The 19,437-nt window shown below is 61.3% G+C and carries 18 protein-coding genes; 10 read left to right on the top strand and 8 right to left on the bottom strand.

Annotation, left to right across the window (positions count from 1 at the left end):
- Positions 1-307 precede the first annotated feature (307 nt).
- Positions 308-1,012 carry a haloacid dehalogenase type II gene (locus P3C29_RS27935; RefSeq protein WP_275965974.1) on the bottom strand — a complete coding sequence of 235 codons (705 nt, stop codon included), beginning with the start codon at positions 1,010-1,012 and terminating at the stop codon, positions 308-310.
- Positions 1,013-1,126: 114 nt separating this feature from the next.
- Between P3C29_RS27935 and P3C29_RS27930 the strand changes: the two genes are divergently transcribed.
- Positions 1,127-1,987 carry a LysR family transcriptional regulator gene (locus P3C29_RS27930; protein ID WP_169388367.1) on the top strand — a complete coding sequence of 287 codons (861 nt, stop codon included), beginning with the start codon at positions 1,127-1,129 and terminating at the stop codon, positions 1,985-1,987.
- 143 nt (positions 1,988-2,130) lie between these two features.
- Positions 2,131-4,281 (top strand): methyl-accepting chemotaxis protein, encoded by a 2,151-nt coding sequence (locus P3C29_RS27925; RefSeq protein ID WP_275965973.1) that lies wholly within the window; start codon positions 2,131-2,133, stop codon positions 4,279-4,281.
- On the opposite strand, the gene P3C29_RS27920 is transcribed toward P3C29_RS27925, so the two are convergent.
- From P3C29_RS27920 to P3C29_RS27905, 4 genes are all read right to left on the bottom strand, one after another.
- Positions 4,262-5,530, bottom strand: coding sequence for an EAL domain-containing response regulator (locus tag P3C29_RS27920; protein ID WP_275965972.1), 1,269 nt, complete (start codon positions 5,528-5,530; stop codon positions 4,262-4,264). The two genes, P3C29_RS27925 and P3C29_RS27920, sit on opposite strands and share 20 nt — an antisense overlap.
- A gap of 9 nt (positions 5,531-5,539) precedes the next feature.
- Positions 5,540-5,923 (bottom strand): response regulator, encoded by a 384-nt coding sequence (locus P3C29_RS27915; RefSeq protein WP_010170795.1) that lies wholly within the window; start codon positions 5,921-5,923, stop codon positions 5,540-5,542.
- On the bottom strand, positions 5,908-7,263 hold the full coding sequence (locus P3C29_RS27910; protein ID WP_275965971.1) for a PAS domain-containing sensor histidine kinase: 1,356 nt from the start codon (positions 7,261-7,263) through the stop codon (positions 5,908-5,910). Before P3C29_RS27910 ends, P3C29_RS27915 begins: the two co-directional genes overlap by 16 nt.
- 182 nt (positions 7,264-7,445) lie before the next feature.
- On the bottom strand, positions 7,446-7,856 hold the full coding sequence (locus tag P3C29_RS27905) for a DoxX family protein (protein ID WP_275965970.1): 411 nt from the start codon (positions 7,854-7,856) through the stop codon (positions 7,446-7,448).
- A 290-nt stretch (positions 7,857-8,146) separates the two neighbouring features.
- On the opposite strand from P3C29_RS27905, the gene P3C29_RS27900 reads away from it, so the two are divergent.
- The 5 genes from P3C29_RS27900 to xylB are packed head-to-tail and all read left to right on the top strand — an operon-like array spanning position 8,147 to position 14,139.
- Positions 8,147-9,679 (top strand): sugar ABC transporter ATP-binding protein, encoded by a 1,533-nt coding sequence (locus P3C29_RS27900; RefSeq protein WP_275965969.1) that lies wholly within the window; start codon positions 8,147-8,149, stop codon positions 9,677-9,679.
- Between the two features lie 25 nt (positions 9,680-9,704).
- A complete protein-coding gene (locus P3C29_RS27895; RefSeq protein WP_178120999.1) occupies positions 9,705-10,673 on the top strand; it encodes a ribose ABC transporter permease in 969 nt (322 codons plus the stop codon).
- Between the two features lie 33 nt (positions 10,674-10,706).
- Entirely contained in the window at positions 10,707-11,648 is a 942-nt protein-coding gene (locus tag P3C29_RS27890; protein ID WP_010170799.1) for an ABC transporter substrate-binding protein, read from the top strand.
- A gap of 21 nt (positions 11,649-11,669) precedes the next feature.
- Positions 11,670-12,662 (top strand): LacI family DNA-binding transcriptional regulator, encoded by a 993-nt coding sequence (locus P3C29_RS27885; RefSeq protein WP_275965968.1) that lies wholly within the window; start codon positions 11,670-11,672, stop codon positions 12,660-12,662.
- Between the two features lies 1 nt (position 12,663).
- Entirely contained in the window at positions 12,664-14,139 is a 1,476-nt protein-coding gene (xylB, locus tag P3C29_RS27880; RefSeq protein ID WP_275965967.1) for a xylulokinase, read from the top strand.
- A gap of 4 nt (positions 14,140-14,143) precedes the next feature.
- Here the strand turns inward: xylB and gcvA are convergent, their stop codons facing one another.
- Positions 14,144-15,046: a transcriptional regulator GcvA gene (gene gcvA / locus P3C29_RS27875; RefSeq protein ID WP_275965966.1), complete on the bottom strand. Its 903-nt coding sequence runs from the start codon at positions 15,044-15,046 to the stop codon at positions 14,144-14,146.
- A gap of 130 nt (positions 15,047-15,176) precedes the next feature.
- Here gcvA and P3C29_RS27870 point away from each other — a divergent pair, with 130 nt between their 5' ends.
- Positions 15,177-15,950 (top strand): SDR family oxidoreductase, encoded by a 774-nt coding sequence (locus tag P3C29_RS27870; RefSeq protein ID WP_275965965.1) that lies wholly within the window; start codon positions 15,177-15,179, stop codon positions 15,948-15,950.
- Between the two features lie 146 nt (positions 15,951-16,096).
- On the opposite strand, the gene P3C29_RS27865 is transcribed toward P3C29_RS27870, so the two are convergent.
- Both P3C29_RS27865 and P3C29_RS27860 read right to left on the bottom strand, forming a co-directional pair.
- Complete coding sequence (locus tag P3C29_RS27865) at positions 16,097-16,951, bottom strand: NmrA family NAD(P)-binding protein (RefSeq protein ID WP_201124055.1); 855 nt, start codon at positions 16,949-16,951, stop codon at positions 16,097-16,099.
- Positions 16,952-17,047: 96 nt separating this feature from the next.
- Complete coding sequence (locus P3C29_RS27860; protein WP_008433323.1) at positions 17,048-17,491, bottom strand: Lrp/AsnC family transcriptional regulator; 444 nt, start codon at positions 17,489-17,491, stop codon at positions 17,048-17,050.
- A gap of 130 nt (positions 17,492-17,621) precedes the next feature.
- Between P3C29_RS27860 and P3C29_RS27855 the strand changes: the two genes are divergently transcribed.
- Entirely contained in the window at positions 17,622-18,518 is an 897-nt protein-coding gene (locus tag P3C29_RS27855) for a DMT family transporter (protein ID WP_275965964.1), read from the top strand.
- A 27-nt stretch (positions 18,519-18,545) separates the two neighbouring features.
- Positions 18,546-19,415 carry a hypothetical protein gene (locus P3C29_RS27850; protein WP_275965963.1) on the top strand — a complete coding sequence of 290 codons (870 nt, stop codon included), beginning with the start codon at positions 18,546-18,548 and terminating at the stop codon, positions 19,413-19,415.
- Positions 19,416-19,437: the final 22 nt, after the last annotated feature.

Below are 19,437 nucleotides of genomic sequence, written 5' to 3'. Positions count from 1 at the left end.
GGTTTATCACAGTCGATTTAAGTTTCAGAAGCGCTACTTCAGGATCGCCAAAGGCCTGGCTGGACATCACGTTGCACTACGTCCGAACACTGAAAGTGACGGGCTGTTTGATGTCTATTTCTGCCATCACTTTTTGCGAACGATCGACGTGAAGCAGCCTGATTACGGTTCATAATGTGTCAACCATGTCCCCGTACATGTGTCCACCATGTGTCCGGTCCGTACACGCTTTTGCAAAGTGACTTGCTGTAAGAGCGAAACCCTAAGCCGCCGTTACCCAACTAACGGATATGTACCCAAAACCACCTCACCACCCCAACGACTCAAACAACCCAGGCACCCCCTCCAGCGTCGGCAAAATCGCATCCGGCCGGTAGTCGGGCAGCAATGTGCGACCCGTTCCCCGGTCGATCCACACGCAGCGAAACCCGATATCCCGCGCCGCCGCGTGATCCAGATGCGGGCTGGCGCAAATATGCACCACCTCCTCAAGACTCACCCCCAACTGCGCATGGGCATGGTCAAACAACCGCCGATCCGGCTTGTAGGCCCCGGCCTGCTGGGCTGTGATCACCCGGTCAATGGTCCCGCCCAGTTGGGCAACGTTGCCGGCAATCACATCGTCATCCGTGTTGGAGACGATGCACAGCTTGTAGCCCATGACCTTCAGTTGCTTGAGCGTCCGGACCACCTCAGGGAACGGCGGCATCGCACTGATGCGGTCCGTCAGGGTCGCAGCGTCGTGCGCATCGGCTGGCAAACCCAACTCCTGCAGCGCCTGCCGTAACCCAAGCCCCGCCAACGTCCGAAAGCTGCGATGCGGTGGCGTTTGCTCCAGCGCATGTTCATGACGGTCATACACGCTGATCAACGTCTCCGTATCGACCCTGTGCGCCCCCTTGGCGGTGAGAATCTGGTCGATCGCCGCACGCAAGCCTTCATCCCACTGGATCAACGTGCCGTAGCAGTCAAAGGTCAGCCAGAGCGGGCGAGGGGAGTGTTCAAGGGACATGGGGCACCTGTTCAGGGAAGTCAGTGATGACTGAAGCATAGGAACAGTACCCGTCAGTTGGAAATTAAATTACCCTCTACAACTCAGTTGAATTGTCGATATGAAGGTCGCGCCATGTTTGATCTCGAACTGCTGCACACCCTGGTCTGCGTCGTGGATGAAGGCAGCTTCACCCGCGCTGCCGAGCGCGTGCACCGCACTCAGTCCACGGTCAGCCAGCAGATTCGCAAGCTCGAAGAGAGCGCCGGGCAGACGTTGTTGGTACGCGACCGCTCCGGGCAGCAAGTCAGCCCCACCGAGCAGGGCGAGTTGCTCACCCACTACGCACGCCGGTTGCTGAACCTGTCCAGGGAAGCGCGGGACGCCCTGAGCACCGAAGCCAGCGTGGTGCCCGTGCGCCTGGGCGTGCCGGAAGATTTCGACGCCGTGCGCATGGCCTCGATGCTCAGCGGGTTTGTGCGGGCGCGTCCCGAAGCGCGGCTGGAAACCGTCAGCGGCATGAGCACCGACCTGCGCCGGCAACTGGACGCCGGCGAAATCGACATCGCCCTGGTCAAGCGTGAAACCGGCAGCGGCGACTGCCACGCCAGTTGGCCCGAGCCGCTGGTGTGGGTGAGCGGGCAAGGCCAGGACCTTGACCTCGAGACCCTGCCATTGGCGCTGTTCCCCCAAGGCTGCATCTACCGCCAACGTGCCACCCGTGCCCTGGACAAGGCCCGGCGCAGTTGGCGGGTGGCGTTCGGCAGCCACAGCCTGACCGGGATTCAGGCGGCGGTGACCTCCGGTTTGGGGCTGAGCATTTTGCCGGTCAGCGCGGTGCTCGCCAGCCATCGCGTCTGTACCGAACTGCCGCCGGTGCCGCCCTCGGAACTGGCACTGGTCAGTGGCGCCGAACGCCTGGGCCCGACGCACCAAGGCCTGATCGAATTCCTGCGGGAAGAGATTTCACTGCCACACACTGGTGCATCTTATTGATTGCATGCAACTTTTTGTGGCGAGGGAGCGCGCTCCCGTTGGGCTGCGCAACAGGCCCAGCACCCTAATAAATAGCAGGCTAGCTAATTGGCGTGTTAATTGCCTTGAGTTATGGCAATTAGACATCACTCCCGGAGTCCGCCATGAGCAGCCTGTCGAGCAGCACGATGCAGTTATCTTCCGCCGAAAAAAGCTGGCTGCCCTGGTGGGGCAAGACCGGCAAGTTCGCCATGGGCTGGTCCTGCCGCCTCAACCGCAGCGTGTACCCGGTGATGGAGCAAACCTTCGAGGCCATCGCCGAAACCCGGGTCAAGCTTTTGCAAACCTGGACCCGGGAACAGTGGGAACACCTCAGCGAACTGGCCAGTGTGCTCACCCGCGACACCGTGCTCACCGACAACAGCCTGCTGCTGGACAAACTGCAACAGGCTGGCGACTTCTCCGAACTGTTTATCGTCGACCTCAAGGGCGAGGTGCTGACCACCACCTGGAACCCGTCCGCGCACCGCACCCTGAACCATCAAGCCCTGGCCGCCGGTCTCAAGGCGCCGTTCCTTCATGGCCCCTACAGCGACCCGCTGACCTTGCAGATCGGCCCTTCGTCCTCGCGCTTCCATGACGAAGTGACCCTGATGTTCTACCAACCGCTGACCCGTGAGGGCAGGGTGCTTGGCTGCCTGTGCGGGCGAGTGCCCAACGACATCCTCGGGGATTTGATCCAGCGCGAGGCCGGGCATATTTTCCCGGAGTCCGGCGACAACTACCTGTTCATGGTGCAATCGCGCTTCGACCCGGCGCTTCAACCCGGTATCGCATTGTCCCGTTCGCGCTTCGAGGACGGCGCCTTCACCCACGGCGAAAACCTCAAGAGCGGCGTGCACACGCCTTGGAAAACCGTGCAGATCCAGCGCCATACCGAACTGGAATTGCGCTTTATCGACCCGGCCACCCAACAACTGCACCCCGGTGTACGCGAGACCATCCGCAAGGGCTCGAACCTGTTTGTCACCTATCCCGGCTACTCCGACTACCGCCACATCCCGGTGGTGGGCAAGGGCGTGACCTTTGAACTGCCGGGCTCGCCGGACCGCTGGGGCATGATGTGCGAGGCCGACCTGGAAGAGGTCTACCGCCGGCGCTCCCTGAGCCACGGCTTGATGAAACCCTACATGGCGACCATGGCCGGTCTGTTTGCCTGCAATTTCCTGGTCCGCCACTACAGCGGCTTGCCCGCCGCCTGGACCGATGCGTGCGAAGTATTGAGCATGGTCGTGGCGGCCATGCTGTTCAGCCGCCTGGGGCCCAAGCGCCTGGCCGCACGCCTGAATGAAATGACCGAAGTGATCCGCACCATCGCCGAGGGCGAAGGCAACCTGCGCCAGCGCCTGGACAGCGGGCGCATGGTCAACGACGAGACAGGCGACATGAGCCGCTGGATCAACAGCTTTATCGACCGCCTGGATTCGGTGGTCGGCCAAGTGGTCAAAGCCAGCCACAGCGTCGGCAACACCAATCAGTTGATGCTGGGCCGCAGCGAGGCGGCCGGGTTGATGTCCCATGAAGTGGCAGACGCCACCCACCGCATGATGATCATCGTTGAAGAGCAACTGGGGGAAATCCAGCAAGCCTCGGTGAGCGCCGAGCAAATGAAGCAGGCCATGGACGAGGTGGTCAGCCGCGCCCGCGAGCAATTCCTCGCGGTGCAGGTCGGCACCCAGTCGATTCGCGATGTGGTGCAGCGCTCCTCCGAAAGCGTGCAACTGCTGGACAGCCGCATGGCGCAGATCAGCAACATCACCGGGTTGATCAGCGACATCACCAACCAGACCAACCTGCTGGCCCTGAACGCGGCGATTGAGGCGGCCCGTGCCGGCGAGCATGGCCGCGGTTTTGCGGTAGTGGCCGACGAAGTTCGCACCCTGGCGTCGCGCACCTCCAAGGCCGCCGAAGACATTCGCCAGATGGTCGAAGGCTTGCAGAGCGAGACCCGCAAAGCCGTAGGCTTCATGGAAAACGGCGTGACCAATGTCGACAGCAGCCTGCGCCTGGCCGAGGATGCGTCGTCGGAAAACGTGCACCTGCACCAGGCGGTGGAGAGCATGTTCAGCATCATCCAGCAGCTCAACGCCCGCAGCCTCGACTATGGCAAGACGATCAAGCAGGTCAGCCACTCTTCGGAGCAAATGCGCCTGACCGTGGGGGTGTTGCAGACCAGCGCGGAAACCGTGCGGGTGAATGCCAACAAGTTGCAGAAGCTGGTGGGCTTGTTTGAGGTCAGTGGGGCTGCGGCCTGACCAGGCCACGTTTCTCCAGCAACAGGCGCTCCAGTTCCTGCATCGGCAACGGCCGGCTGAACAGATAGCCCTGGATCTGATCGCAGCCGGCTTCCCGCAGGAACTCCAGCTGCGCCTGGGTTTCCACGCCCTCGGCCACCACCCGCAGCTTCAGGCTGTGGGCCAGTTCGATGATGGTGCGGGTGATCGCCGCGTCCTGGGCGTTGCTGGTGACTTCGCGGATAAACGCGATATCGATTTTCAGCGTATCAATCGGAAACCGCCGCAAGTAAGCCAGGCTTGAATAACCGGTGCCGAAGTCATCGATGGAAATCTTCACTCCCATCGCCCGCAGCCGGTGCAGGCTGGCGATGGTGTGCTCGGTGTTTTCCATCAGCGAGCCTTCGGTGATCTCAACCTCCAGCCAATGCGGTTCTACGTTAACGCTGGCGAGGGACTGGGTGATGTCGGCAATCAAGTCCCCTTCGATCAATTGATGCCCCGACACGTTGACCGACACTTCGACGGCACCCACCGCACTGGATTGCCACTCGGCGATCTGGCGACACACGTTGTCGATCACCCAGCGACCGAGTACCACGATCAACCCCAGGCTCTCCAGGATCGGAATGAATACCGCCGGAGACACCGCGCCATAACCGGGCCGGTCCCAGCGCAGCAAGGCTTCAAGGGCACATACCTGACCGCCGGCCAGCTCGACCTTGGGCTGGTAGTGCAATACGAATTCTTCACGTTCGACGGCCAGGCCCAGGGCCTTTTCCAGCTCCAGGCGAGCCAGGTCTCGGATGTTCAACCGGGCGGCGGCATGCTGGTGATGTTGCAGTTGCTGCTCCAGCATCAGGCTATGATTTTTCAGCCGGTCGCCATGGGCCTTGAGCCGCAGCAAGTTACGCACCCGCAACCACAACTCGACCCGTTCCACCGGCTTGCTGATGAACTCTTCGGCACCGTTTTCCAGTCCGCTCAGGCGGGCGCTGGGCTCACTCAGGGCCGAGAGCATGATGATCGGGATGTTCGCGGTGGTCGGGTCCTGCTTGAGCTGGTTGGCCACTTCGTAACCGTCCATACCCGGCATCATGATGTCCAGCAGGATCAAGTCCGGCGGCCGTCGCGCCACCAGCTGCAAGGCTTCTTCACCACTGGCGGCGCTCAAGGTCTGGTAACCCTCGTGGCGCAGCAGGGTTTCCAGCAGCTTGCGCACCTGGATTTCATCATCAACGATCAACAGCGTTGCGGGTTGGCTGGCCATGGAGAGGACTCACGTCAGAGGAGTAATGTTTTGTTGCAGCAGCGTGTCGATCACCTGGTACAGCTCTTTGTAGCGCAGCGGCTTGATGATGTAGGCGTCGCAGCCGGCCCGCAGGGTTTTATCGCGGTCTTCCTTCATGGCCATGGCGGTCAGGGCGATCACCGGGATGTGCGCAGTGTGCGGGTCCTGCTTGAGCAACGACGTGGCCGCCAGGCCATCCATGCCGGGCAACTGAATGTCCATCAGGATCAGCGCCGGTTGTTTTTCCCGGGCCAGGGTCAGCCCGGTCTCGGCATCGGCGGCCCACAACACGCTGTGGCCGGCGTTCACCAGCAGCAGGCGGGCGAGGCGCATATTCGCCTCGTTGTCTTCCACGATCAGGATTTCGGCCATGGGGCCTCCGTATCCGCGGCGCGGTGCAGCGGCAGCCACACCACAAAGCGGGCGCCGGCACCTTCGCGGCTGGCCACGGCGACGCTGCCGCCGTGCAGGTCGGTCAGTTGCTTGACCATCGCCAGGCCCAGGCCCGTGCCTTCGAATTTGCGCGCCAGGCTGCTGTCGATCTGGCTGAAGGCCTTGAACAACTTGCTCATGTCGTCGCGGGCGATCCCGATTCCGCTGTCGCTGACGCTCAGCTCCAGGAACTGTTGATGCGCGCTGGGCTGCAGGGCAAAGCCATGGGTGGGCCAGTCGCCGGGAATCTGCCCGACGTGTGCACGACTCACCTCACGTACCGACAGGGTCACGGAGCCGCCGTGCTCGCTGAACTTCACCGCATTGGCCAGCAGGTTGTAGATGATTTGCTTGGTCTTGCGCAGGTCCAGCTCAAGGGTGCCGAAGTCGTCCGGGCTTTCAAGCTTCAACTGGATACGTTGCAAGGCGGCCTTTTCCCGCACGATCAGCAGACTGTTGGCCAACAAGCCCGCCAACTCCACGGCTTCCAGCTCCAGGTCCATCATCCCGGCCTCGACCTTGGACAAGTCGAGGATGTCGTTGATCAGCGACAGCAAGTGCTGGCCACTGGTGAAGATGTCGCCGATGTATTCGCGCTGGATATCGCTCATGTCGCCCACCAGGCCGTCCTTGAGCGCCTCGGAAAAACCGATCACGGCGTTCAGCGGCGTGCGCAGCTCGTGGGACATGGTGGCCAGGAACTCGGACTTCATGTGGCTGGCGTGTTCCAGTTCCAGGTTCTTTTCTTCCAGGGCGCGCTCAAAGCCTTTGCGTTCGGCTTCTTCCTGCTTGCGCGCGGTGTTGTCGGTGCCGATCAGCAGATAGCCGATGATCGCATCGCATTTATTGCGCAGGGCCGTCACCGAGACCATGGCCGACAGGCGACTGTTGTCCTTGCGGATATAGGTCAGCTCGTAGATGTCTTCGATGCCCCGGGAGGCCTTGAACACCAGGGCTTCAAAGCCCGGCGTGATCGGCGTGTCCAGTTCCAGGCTGAGGGCGGCGGCGCGGGTGATCAGTTCGGCGGGGTCGGAGATGTCGGCCGGGGTGACGCGGTTCAGCACATCGGCGGCGGCATACCCGAGCATGCGTTCGGCGCCGACGTTGAAGATCTGGATCACGCCTTTTTCGTCGGTGGCGATGCTGGAAAAATAGGCGCTGTTGAAGATCGCGTCTTGCAGGGCGCCGGTCTTGAGCAGGGTTTTCTGGCGTTTGAATTCGACGATTTTTTCGGCCCGGGATTGGGGGTCGGGCGAGGTGTCGAGAGCAGGTTTTTCCATCGCAGGGCATTCCGTGAACTTCAGGCCCGACACCGCCGAAGGCCGTGCCGCAGAGCATGCTCACAGAAGATCGCACGGGTGCGATGAGGAGGAGATGAGGTCTTTTGACAATAGCAGACATTGTGGCGATTTGATGGCTGAAACCATCCCCCCGGAAGCTTTCAGCCCTCAAATGAATAGATTCAGCTCAATACCGCACGCTGTGAGCGCAGGTGGTCGAGGCTGAAGCCGCCCGCACCAAACACCGCGATTTGCAGGAACCCGCCGCAAATCGCCAGGTTTTTCAGGAAGTTGATCAACTGGCCCTTGTCACCGAAGTGATTGTGGAACAGCAACGCCGTCATCAACGTAAAGGCCGCCATCAACAGCGCCACCGGGCGCACGCGATAGCCCAGCAGCAACGCCGTGGCCAATCCCAACTCCACCACCAGCGCAATGCCGTAGGCGAGGGACGGGAAGGGCGCGCCGGAAGCCGCGATATACGTGAGGGTGGCCGACGGTGCCATCAGTTTGCCGATACCGCTGAAAAGAAACAGCGCGACCAACAAGGCACGGCCAAACAGCAAGGTGAGGTTTTGGTTAACGGTAGTCATGGTGCGACCTGCAGGTGGTGGGAGGAAGTTTGTGCGGATCATTCATGAGTGGGCGGGGAACGGAGAAGGCGTATCTGTTTATTCACACTATTTGATTTGCAGATAGTGGTCAGGCGTTAACCAAATGAAGGTTTCTTCATCTGATGAAACGTTTAATCAACCGATAAAAGGCCTACGCAAGCGCTTGCGTAAACAAATGTATCTGATTAGAGTCGGCAGCAATCAGGTCTGCCGATGGCTGTCATCGGCACACGCTTGAACACAAAAATAATAAAACCAGGAGCTCAGTCATGAGCCTTGAACCCTTGCTTGAAATGCAGGGCATCAGCAAGACCTTCAATGGCCTGCGGGTGCTCAAGAACGTCAGCCTGAAAGTCTATCCCGGTGAAATTCACGCCTTGATGGGTGAGAACGGCGCCGGCAAATCGACGTTGATGAAGATCCTCTCCGGTGCCTACCAGGCCGATGACGGCGGCACCATCCGCATCGATGGCCAACCCGTCGCCAGTTACAACCCAGCCTCCGCCAAAGCCCTCGGCATTGCCGTGATCTACCAGGAACTCAGCCTGTGCCCGAACCTCACGGTGGCCGAGAACATCTACCTGGGCCGTGAACTGCGCCGTGGCTGGACCATCGACCGCAAGGGCATGGAAGCCGGGGTGGCCGAGGTACTGACGCGGCTCGGTGCAGAATTCACACCCAGCACCCGCGTCGCCAGCCTGTCCATCGCCGAGCGCCAACTGGTGGAAATCGCCCGGGCCCTGCATGCCCACGCGAAAATCCTGGTCATGGACGAGCCCACCACGCCGCTTTCCTCCCGGGAGACCGACCGCCTGTTCGCGCTGATCAAACAGCTGCGCAGCCAGGGCCTGGCGATCATCTACATCAGCCACCGCATGGCCGAAATCTACGAACTGTCGGACCGGGTCTCGGTGCTGCGGGACGGCGAGTACGTCGGCGAACTGGCGCGGGACGTGCTGTCGGCCGAGGTGCTGGTGAAGATGATGGTGGGCCGTGACCTTTCCGGTTTCTACAAGAAAGAACATGCCGCCTACGACCCGGGGCAGGTGGTGATGCGCGTACGTGACATGGCCGACGGCAAGCGCGTGCGCCACTGCAGCTTCGACCTGCACGCCGGTGAAGTGCTGGGCATCGCCGGGCTGGTGGGCGCTGGCCGTACCGAACTGGCGCGGCTGATCTTTGCGGCCGACCCACGTACCTCCGGCACCCTTGAGGTGGTCGGCAAGACCGTGACCCAGTTGCGCAACCCGGCGGACGCGATTCGGGCCGGCGTGGTGTACCTCACCGAAGACCGCAAGGCCCAGGGCCTGTTTCTCGACATGAGCGTGGCCGACAACATCAACGTGTGCGCCTGTGTGCCGGATGCCCATGCCGGCGGCGTGCTCGACCGTGGTCACGGTGCGCAGCGGGCACGTGATGCAATCAAGTCGCTGTCGATCCGCGTGGCGTCGGGCAAGGTCAATGTCGGGGCGTTGTCCGGCGGCAACCAGCAGAAGGTGCTGTTGGCGCGGCTGCTGGAGGTCAAGCCCCATGTGCTGATCCTCGACGAACCTACACGGGGCGTGGACATCGGCTCCAAATCCGAGATCTACCGCATCATCAATCAACTGGCCAAGGCCGGCGTGGGCATCGTGGTGATCTCCAGCGAGCTGCCGGAAATCATCGGCACCTGCGACCGCGTGCTGATCATGCGCGAAGGGCAACTGGTGGCCGAAGTGGGCGGGGCATCCGGGCTGGATATTTCCCAGGAGGCGATTATCGACCTCGCCACCGGCAGCGAGCAGGTGGCGGCCCATGGCTAATTCAAACACGAGCGGGAGCAACACCATGACTGTGGCAACGATCGGCAAGGCTGAGCGTATTCGGGAACTGATGCGCACGGTGGGCATGTTGCCGGTGCTGGTGTTGCTGCTGGTGGGCTTTGCCCTGGCCAGCGAAAACTTCATGACCGTGCAGAACCTGTCGATCATCACCCAGCAGGCGTCGGTCAACGTGGTGCTGGCGGCGGGCATGACCTTTGTGATCCTCACGGCGGGCATTGACCTGTCGGTAGGCGCAATTCTCGCCGCCTCGGCGGTGGTTGCGCTGCAAGCCTCGATGTCGCCGCAATTCGGCATGTTCGGGATTGCTGCCGGGATCGGCTTCGGGCTGTTGCTCGGCCTGGTCAACGGCGGCCTGATCGCCTTCATGCGCCTGCCGCCGTTTATCGTCACCCTGGGTGCGCTGACCGCCATGCGCGGTTTGGCGCGCCTGTTGGCCGACGATAAAACCGTGTTCAACCCTGACTTGCCGTTCGCCTTTATCGGCAACGATTCAGTGCTCGGTGTGCCATGGTTGGTGATCATCGCCGTGGCCGTGATCGCGCTGTCGTGGTTCATCCTGCGGCGCACGGTGATGGGGGTGCAGATCTACTCCGTGGGGGGCAACCCGGAAGCGGCGCGTCTGTCGGGGATCAAGGTGTGGAAAGTCCTGCTGTTCGTCTATGCCATGTCCGGCGCTTTGGCCGGTCTCGGCGCGGTGATGAGCGCGTCGCGCCTGTTCGCCGCCAATGGCCTGCAACTGGGGCAATCCTATGAACTGGATGCCATCGCGGCGGTGATTCTCGGCGGCACCAGTTTTACCGGCGGCGTCGGCACCATTGGCGGCACGCTGATTGGTGCGCTGATCATCGCGGTATTGACCAACGGCCTGGTGCTGCTGGGCGTGTCGGATATCTGGCAATACATCATCAAGGGCATCGTGATCATTGGCGCGGTGGCGCTGGATCGTTATCGCCAGTCCGGTGCACGGACCTGATTTCACTCAAACAACAATCACAAGAGAGTCATCATGAACTTCAAACGCATGTTTCCTGTTGTCGCCTCCCTGGGCGTTGCCGTGTTGATGTCCCACGCCGTAGAGGCCCGTGAGCTGAAAGCCATCGGCATCAGCATGGGCTCCCTGGGTAACCCGTATTTCGTGACCCTGGCCGATGGCGCCACGGCCCGGGCCAAGGAGCTGAACCCGGCGGTCAAGGTGACCTCGGTGTCGGCCGACTATGACCTGAGCAAGCAGTTCTCGCAGATCGACAACTTCATCTCGTCCAAGGTCGACCTGATCCTGCTCAACGCCGTCGACCCGTCGGCCATGGCCTCGGCGATCAAGAAAGCCCGTGACGCCGGGATCGTGGTGGTGGCGGTGGACGTCGACGCCAAGGGCGTAAATGCCACGGTGCAGACCGACAACGTCGAAGCCGGCAAGCTCGCCTGTCAGTTCATCGTCGACAAGCTCTCGGGCAAGGGCAACGTGATTATCCAGAACGGTCCGCAAGTGACCGCGGTGACCGATCGCGTCAAAGGCTGTAAAGCGGCCCTGGCCAGCGCACCGGATATCAAGGTGCTGTCGGACGACCAGGACGGCAAAGGCTCGCGCGAAGGCGGCTTGAACGTGATGCAGGGCTACCTGACGCGCTTCCAGAAAATCGACGGCCTGTTTGCGATCAACGATCCCCAGGCCATCGGCAGCGACCTGGCCGCCAAGCAGTTGAAACGCAGCGGCATCATCATCACCTCCGTGGACGGTGCGCCGGACATCGAGAATGCCTTGAAGACTGACACCCTGATCCAGGCCTCCGCCAGCCAGGACCCATGGGCCATGGCTCAGACGGCGGTCAACGTCGGCAATGACATTCTCAATGACAAACAACCCGCCGAAGCGGTTACCCTGCTGACCCCAAAACTGATCACCCGCGACAACGTCGGTTCCTACAGCGGCTGGTCAAGCAAACATTAAGCGCGCGCAGGAGTGAGTACCGTGGCAACCATGGAGGATGTGGCAAGAATTGCAGGGGTGTCGACGTCGACGGTTTCTCACGTCTTGAACGGCACCCGCAAGGTCAGCCCGGACACGGTGCAAGCGGTGCAGAGCGCGATCAGCCAGTTGGGCTACATCCCCAATACGCTGGCGCGCTCCCTGGCGAGGTCCACCACTAACACGATTGGCGTGGCGATCTCGGCGCTGTCCAACCATTACTTCAGTGAAACGGTGCACGCGATTGAAACCGAGTGCGCCAAGCACGGCTACATGATGCTGTTTGTCGATACCCACGACGATCCCGAGCAGGAACTGCGCGTGGTTACTGCGCTGCACCACCGGCGGGTGGACGGCATTCTGCTGGCGCCGTCCACCGGTTCGCTGGCCCTGGAATACTTGCAGGCCAATGAAGTACCGGCGGTATTGGTGGACCGGATGATGAGCGACCGTTTCGATCAGGTCGGGGTGGAAAATACGCTGTCCACCCAGGCCCTGGTGAAGCACTTGATCGAGCATGGCCACCGGCGCATCGGTTTTATTTCCGGGCGGGCGGGGCTGGGCACTTCCGATGAGCGCGTGGCCGGTTATCACGCTGCGTTGCAGGCGGCTGGATTGCCGCTTGATCCACAGTTGCTGGTCAATGGCGGCTCCAGCAGTGAGCCGGCGCGCCACGCCACCACGCAATTGCTGGCCCTGGAGACACCGCCCACGGCAATCATGGCGGGCAACAACCTGATGACCCTCGGTGCAATGCATGCCTTGCGCGATGCGCGTATCGAGGTGCCCGGGCAAATGGCGCTGGTGGGCTTTGATGATTTTGACTGGGCGGACTTCTTCGTACCGCGCCTGACCCTGATCGCACAGCCGGTGCAGGAACTCGGCGCCCGTGCGGTCAACCTGCTGCTTGAGCGCATGGCGTCGCCCAAGCGTAAAAAACACAGCGTGCGGCTTGCGCCCACCCTGAAGATTCGTAATTCATGCGGCTGCCCCTGATATGAACAACCCGGTTTCCCTTGGCATTGATCTTGGCACCTCGGAACTCAAGGCGATCCTGATGGACGAGCACGGCAGCGTCCTCGCCCATGCCGGTGCGCGCCTGACGATATCGCGCCGGCACACGGGCTGGTCCGAGCAGGCGCCGGAGGATTGGTGGCACGCATGCCTCAGCGCCCTGGACCGGTTGCGCGCGGATCAACCGCAGGCTTATGGCCGCGTGAGCTGCATTGGCTTGTCCGGGCAGATGCACGGCGCGGTATTGCTGGGGGATGACGACCGGGTGTTGTACCCGGCCATCCTCTGGGATGACTCCCGCGCCATGGCCCAGGCCGAAGCCCTGGGCCGCGAGTTTGCCGAGGTCACCGGCAGCTTGCCGATGGCCGGCCTCACCGCGCCGAAACTGCTGTGGCTGCAGCAGCACGAACCCGATGTATTCGAGGCAATTGACTGCGTAGTGTCGCCCAAGGATTACCTGCGCCTGCGCTTGAGTGGTGAGCGTGTGAGCGATGTGTCCGACGGCGCCGGCACGTTGTGGCTGGACGTGGCCAACCGGCAATGGTTCGAGCCCATGCTGAGTGCAACGGGTTTGCGATTGGCCCAAATGCCAAGGCTGGTGGAAGGCGGGGCGGCCAGCGCTCATTTGAACGCTGCGGCAGCGCGGCGCCTGGGCCTGGCCGAGGGCCTGGTGATTGCCGGCGGTGGCGGGGACAACCCGGTGGCGGCGGTGGGCATCGGCGCGGTGAATGCGGGGGATGCGTTTATCACCCTTGGTACCAGCGCGGCCATTGTTGCCATTACCGACCACGCGGCGGGCAATCCGGCGAGTGCCGTGCATAGCTTCTGTCATGCACTGCCCAATCGCTGGTACACCATGGGCGCCATGCTGGCCGGAGCCAGTTGCTTGCGCTGGGTGACACGGTTGACGGGCGCTGTCGATGAGCAGGCGTTGCTGGATCGCGTGCAGGCCGAGTTGCCGATCGGGCAGGCTGTGGCGGTTTCCAATCCGTTGTTCTTGCCGTACCTGGCGGGCGAACGTACGCCCCATAACGACCCGTTGCTGCGCGGTGGTTTCATGAACCTGGGGCATGACTGCACGCCGGCGATGCTGGGTTATGCGGTGATGGAGGGGGTCGGGTTCGGGCTGCTGGATGCACTGAATGCGGTGCAGTCAGCCGGAGCCACGGTGGGCGCCTGCGCACTGGTGGGCGGTGGCGCGCGCAGTGAATATTGGGCGCAGTTGCTGTCCAATATTCTTGAGCGGGAGATCTACACCTTGCACGGCAGTGAACTGGGTGCATGTATGGGCGCGGCGAAGCTGGGGTTTGTGGCGAACGGGCAGGGCGCGGCACTGCTGAGGGCGGGGATGCCGATGAAGGCCCGGTTTTTCCCGGATAGTGCGCAGGCAGCTGTGCTGCACGCGCGGTATCACAAGTTCCAGGGGCTGTTGGGCGCCGCCAAGGCGTTGCACGATTAAATTCCTACTGGGCCAGTAACCAGTCACGAAACGCCTGCACTTTCGCCAGCTCGCCGCACTCTGGCCGGTACACCACGTAGTAGGCCAGGGCCACGGCGCTTTTGACCTGGCGAAACGGGCGGATCAGGCGCCCCGAAGCCAGGTCGTCGTGCACCATAACGCTGCGGCCCAACGCAAGGCCTTGCCCTTCGATCGCCGCCTGCACCACGGCCGCCGAGTTGTTGATGCGCAACCCGTGGCTGGCATCCGTACCCGTTTGCCCCATGGCATCCAGCCAGGTTCGCCAGGTGGGAAAGCCGGGGTCTCCGGCCATGGAAAGGTCATGGATCAGCGTGCATTGCGCGAGCTGTTCCAGGCTGAGCGTGCCGTCAGCCAGGGCTGGATAGTTGGGGGAGCAGACGGGAAACAGGTCCTCGTCCATCAACTTGATCGCGGTTAATCCGGGCCAGCTGCCGGCGCCATAGCGCACGCCGATGTCGATACTTTCCGCGAGAAAATCCAGGGTCTTGAGGTTGGTGTTCAGCAGTACATCGATCTCCGGATGCAGCTGCTGAAACCGCTCCAGCCTGGGCAACAACCACTTGCCGGCAAACGCCGGGCTGACCGTCACGGTCAGGTCGGCGCTCTGTGAGGCTTCCTTCAACCGCGCCAACCCCACCCGCAACCGATCAAAACCCTCGCGGATATCCGGCAACGCCGACCGGGCCACGTCCGTCAGCAACAACCGCGTATTGCCGCTGCTGGCCCGGGTGAATAACGGCACCCCGAGCCACGCCTCCAAACTGCGCACTTGCTGGCCGACGGCTGCTGAAGTGACGTTCAGCTCTTCCGCTGCTGCAGAGAAGCTTTGATGCCGGGCCGCGGCTTCGAACGCGCGCAGGGCGTTGAGGTATCCGAGTGAGTTCATCTAAAGAAATTCTTTAATGATTGCAAAAGAGATCTGGTTTGTTGGCCTTACGCCAAGCCGCAAGAATAGCAGGCAACCCGGCGATAACAGTAACAGGCGCTGGAAACCCTACACTCAGAGGTTATTTGCCATGCAAAGATTTTCTTCCAAGGTTGTGATCGTTACCGGTGGCGGTTCGGGTATCGGCAAAGAAGTCGCACGCCGTTTTGTGGAAGAGGGCGCCAATGTGGTGATTGGCGGTCGTGACGCGGCCAAACTGCAGCGCGCTGCTGAAGCAATCGACCCAAGCGGCACCTCGATTCGCGTACTGGCCGGCGACATCGCCAACCCGGCCACGGCCCAGGCCCTGGTAGACGAGGCGGTGAAGGCGTTTGGTGGGGTGGATATCCTGGTAAACAACGCGGGCGTGTTCCGTCCCAAGCCGTTCCTGGAAGTGGATGCCACGGAATACGACTGGTTTCTCGACACCGTCCTCAAAGGCAAATTCTTCATGGCCCAGGCTGCGGCAAAAGCCATGCTGCAACGCGGTGGCGGTGCGATTGTGCAGACCGGCTCCCTGTGGGCGATCCAGGCCATTGGCGCTACACCGTCGGCGGCGTACTCGGCGGCCAACGCCGGGGTGCATGCGCTGACCCGCAACCTGGCGATTGAGCTGGCGTCGTCCAATATCCGGATCAACACCGTGGCCCCGGCCGTAGTGGAAACCCCGGTGTATGGCACGTTCATGGACGAAAACCAGGTCAAGGTAGTGCTGCCGACGTTCAACGCCTTTCACCCGTTGGGCCGTAATGGCCAGCCGGCGGATATTGCCCAGGCAATCCTGTTCCTGGCGTCGAGCGAGGCTTCGTGGATTACCGGTACGGTGTTGCCTGTCGATGGTGGCGTGACTGCGGGCCGTAACTGACTGGGCAACCCGGCCTGGCCTTAAACCTGTGGCCAGGGCTCTTGTGGTGAGGGGGCTTGTCCCCCGCTGGGCTGCGAAGCAGCCCCAAAAAAACGGGAGCGCTTCGCACTCCAACGGGGGACAAGCCCCCTCGCCACAGAGACGATTCAGGCTTTGGCAGCCAGTTCGCGCAGCACCTTGAGCAACGTGGTCTCACCCTTGACCACCCCGGCATGCTCAAAGCAGATCCAGCCTTCATTGAACCCATCGATCATGCGCATGCGCGGCAACGGATTCTGCGCACCTTGCTCACGAAACATCGGTTCCCAGGTATCCCGAGGCACCACCTGCGCGATCACGCCGCGACCGAGCACTTCGGTCAAGGTGCGGGCAATGTCGTTCGGGCTGACCCACTGGCCTTCCAGCTCAACCACCCGGTGCCCGCTCCAGTGTTGCTGCAACAGTTGCGCGGCGAGGCGGCCGACGTCAGCGGTGGCGATCATCGGTACGGCTTTGTCCAGCGGTTGCAGGAAGCTGTTGATCACCCCGTGTTCACGGGCGGCGACCACGTCATAGGCCGCGTTTTCCATAAACCAGCCCGGACGCAGGAAGGTCACCGGTACGTTCAGCGCGCTCAACGCCTGTTCCATCAAGGTGCGCTGACTCAGCAGGTTAACGTGCTCGGCCTGGGCGCCGATGGTCGACAGGCACACCACCTTTTGCGGTGCTGCAGCCTCGATGGCCTGGGCGACGGCGGCAATCACCTTGCGCGCCTCGGGAAAACCGGGCGCCGGGTCGAAGTCCGACGGCGGCAGGATGAACACGCCGGTGGCGCCCTTGAACGCTTCGGTAAGTGCGGCGGCGTCGTCCATGTTCGCGATGGCGACCTCGCAACCCAGCGCGGCCCATTCGGCGCCTTTGGCGGCATCGCGGATCACCGCGCGCACCGGTTGATGATCATTGAGGAGAAACCGCGCCAGGGCGCCGCCGACTTTGCCTGTGATTCCGGTAATGACATACATGGTGTTTACGCCTGTTGTTCCAATGTGTGGATCAAGCATAAACACCGCACTCGATGCACAGAATAGCGATCCCGTCACTGCATCAGTGACTCAAAGTCACGAGTCGCCAAGTGGCGGCAACCGGCGTTTTACCGGGGTTTTCTTGACGATGGCGGTGTTGGTTTCGGCGTACGCGTTGAGCCGGTCCAGCAGGGTGTCCAACTGATCCATGGTGCGCACGTGCAGGCGCGCAATGAAGCAGTCATCGCCGGTCACCTTGTCGCACTCGGTGAACTCCGGGATCGCCTGGATCTGCCGTTCCACTTCCTGCAGTTTCCCGGGCAGCGGGCGAATACGCACGATGGCTTGCAGCAGATAGCCAAAATGCTTGGGGTCGATGTCCACGGTGTAGTTTTTCAACACGCCGCGCTCTTCCAGGCGGCGCAGTCGCTCGCCGACACTGGGGGAGGAGAGGCCGGTGATGCCCGCCAAGGCCTTGAGGGACAGACGTGAATCATCCATCAGTGCGGCGATCAGTTGCTGGTCAATGCTGTCAATCATGGTCGCTCCGAAAGCCATTGCGCGGGTTTGCCTAATAAGAATAGGCGAAACACACGGTTCGCCTTATTTAGAATCTGGAGTCGCTTCAACTCAGATTGCCATAATTGAGCCTCACTTGAGGAGCTCAATCATGGACAAATCCATACGTCGCGGTTCATGGGAAATGGTCGCCGCCATGCTGATATCCGGCACCATCGGCTGGTTTGTACTGGTGTCGGGTGTGCCCGTTGTCGAGGTGGTGTTCTGGCGCTGCGTGATCGGCGCAGTGACGTTGCTGGTGGTCTGCTGGCTGATGGGCTATCTGCGACTTGACCTGCTGAGCTACGCCAAATTGGGGCTGGCGATGCTCAGCGGCGTGGCGATCGTGGGCAATTGGTTGTTGCTGTTTGAGTCCTACGCCAGGGCTTCAATCTCCATCAGTACGGCGGTGTATAACGTGCAGCCGTTCATGCTGGTGATGCTGGCCGCGGTGTTCCTGGGCGAGAAAATCACCGTGCAGAAGCTTGCCTGGCTGAGCGTGGCGTTCGTCGGGATGCTGGCGATTGTCACCGCCCATGGCGATCAGCAAAACGCCGGGGATGACTATCTGGTGGGCGTGGCATTGGCGCTGGGGGCGGCGTTTCTGTATGCGATTGCGGCGCTGATCATCAAGCGCTTGAAGGACGTGCCGCCGCATTTGATGGCGTTGATCCAGGTGACCACGGGCGCCGTGCTGCTGGCGCCGCTGATGCAGTGGCAGAGCCTGTCCGCCTCGATGGATTCGTGGGCGGCACTGCTGACCCTGGGCGTGGTGCATACCGGCCTGATGTACGTGTTGCTGTATGGGGCGATCCAGAAGTTGCCCACGGCAATCACCGGGGCGCTGTCGTTTATCTACCCGATCGCGGCTATTTTTGTCGATTGGATCGCCTTTGGTCATCGCCTCGGCTGGCTGCAATGGCTCGGCGTGGCGGCGATTCTGCTCGCGGCGGCGGGGCTGCAGCGGGGTTGGTGGTGGAGACCAAAAACTGGTATGCAGACGAGCTGAATCCAGGCCGCATCTCAGGAGAATCAAATGTCTGCATCGGAGCATCTAGCGAAAGAGCAATTTCTTTCAATGCTGGAAAAATCAGTAAGGCCCTCATTTTTCTTGTTGGTCATCAGCTTTCTGGTCTTCTTCGATTCCGTGATGGTGTACTTTTCCGGGGTGGGGATCGTAGGCCTCCAAATACCGGGGAACACGCTCAATCTAGAGCTCGGGATAAAACTCCTGATTGGGTTTATTGCCTTTTCAGGCCTGATTTCCCTCGCTTTGCCCGTTATATACAGCCTGGCAGGTACGCTTTATCTTGCCTTTGGCGTACCGGCGCTTACCGGGTTTGAGAGCTGGATCCTGAGCGCATCCGGAATCACGGGACGCGAAACGTTCAACGTCAGATACCGGCGCAATCGGGATTGCGTCAGAGCGTGGGAGTTAAGAGCGGAGGCACATGAGACGCAGAGTGACTTTTTAATCAATCTGTATAACAACCATGCTGCGCGACGCAAGGCCGATCGAGCAGAGCAGCACACGAACCAGTACTACGCCTTCTGTGCGTTCTTCCTGACGGCTTTTAACTTCTGGTTACCGGGAGGCTCACAAGCCAGCACCTTATGCGGGTGGCTCGAAATGCAAACAGGATCGAGCATGCTGATTGGGTTAATCCTGCTTGTATTGTTTTTATTGATGGTTGTGCCATTTCATGTCGACCGCGCTGCAGGCGAAGACATTTACCATCCGCCGCTGCATCAAAGGCTTGAAGAGCGGGATGAGCAATCCTTCCAGCGCCAGCGCGCGCTTGATGCCCAACTGGAGCGTGATGTGCAGGAGCGCAAGACGAAGCGGGAAAAACGCCTGAAAAATGAAGAACACCGTCTGGAAGACGGCGACATTGACGAGACTTGATGACCTGTCAAACGAGCACAAC

Source organism: Pseudomonas sp. 1912-s, assembly GCF_029269205.1.
GTDB lineage: Bacteria > Pseudomonadota > Gammaproteobacteria > Pseudomonadales > Pseudomonadaceae > Aquipseudomonas.
Note: the sequence above shows the minus strand (reverse complement) of the source record. Positions and strands in the feature narration are given on the sequence as shown.

Coding starts and splice junctions, on each gene's coding strand:
- P3C29_RS27935 (WP_275965974.1), bottom strand. CDS start 1,012: ATGTCCCTTGAACACTCCCCTCGCCCGCTCTGGCTGACCTTTGACTGC.
- P3C29_RS27930 (WP_169388367.1), top strand. CDS start 1,127: ATGTTTGATCTCGAACTGCTGCACACCCTGGTCTGCGTCGTGGATGAA.
- P3C29_RS27925 (WP_275965973.1), top strand. CDS start 2,131: ATGAGCAGCCTGTCGAGCAGCACGATGCAGTTATCTTCCGCCGAAAAA.
- P3C29_RS27920 (WP_275965972.1), bottom strand. CDS start 5,530: ATGGCCAGCCAACCCGCAACGCTGTTGATCGTTGATGATGAAATCCAG.
- P3C29_RS27915 (WP_010170795.1), bottom strand. CDS start 5,923: ATGGCCGAAATCCTGATCGTGGAAGACAACGAGGCGAATATGCGCCTC.
- P3C29_RS27910 (WP_275965971.1), bottom strand. CDS start 7,263: ATGGAAAAACCTGCTCTCGACACCTCGCCCGACCCCCAATCCCGGGCC.
- P3C29_RS27905 (WP_275965970.1), bottom strand. CDS start 7,856: ATGACTACCGTTAACCAAAACCTCACCTTGCTGTTTGGCCGTGCCTTG.
- P3C29_RS27900 (WP_275965969.1), top strand. CDS start 8,147: ATGAGCCTTGAACCCTTGCTTGAAATGCAGGGCATCAGCAAGACCTTC.
- P3C29_RS27895 (WP_178120999.1), top strand. CDS start 9,705: ATGACTGTGGCAACGATCGGCAAGGCTGAGCGTATTCGGGAACTGATG.
- P3C29_RS27890 (WP_010170799.1), top strand. CDS start 10,707: ATGAACTTCAAACGCATGTTTCCTGTTGTCGCCTCCCTGGGCGTTGCC.
- xylB (WP_275965967.1), top strand. CDS start 12,664: ATGAACAACCCGGTTTCCCTTGGCATTGATCTTGGCACCTCGGAACTC.
- gcvA (WP_275965966.1), bottom strand. CDS start 15,046: ATGAACTCACTCGGATACCTCAACGCCCTGCGCGCGTTCGAAGCCGCG.
- P3C29_RS27870 (WP_275965965.1), top strand. CDS start 15,177: ATGCAAAGATTTTCTTCCAAGGTTGTGATCGTTACCGGTGGCGGTTCG.
- P3C29_RS27865 (WP_201124055.1), bottom strand. CDS start 16,951: ATGTATGTCATTACCGGAATCACAGGCAAAGTCGGCGGCGCCCTGGCG.
- P3C29_RS27860 (WP_008433323.1), bottom strand. CDS start 17,491: ATGATTGACAGCATTGACCAGCAACTGATCGCCGCACTGATGGATGAT.
- P3C29_RS27855 (WP_275965964.1), top strand. CDS start 17,622: ATGGACAAATCCATACGTCGCGGTTCATGGGAAATGGTCGCCGCCATG.
- P3C29_RS27850 (WP_275965963.1), top strand. CDS start 18,546: ATGTCTGCATCGGAGCATCTAGCGAAAGAGCAATTTCTTTCAATGCTG.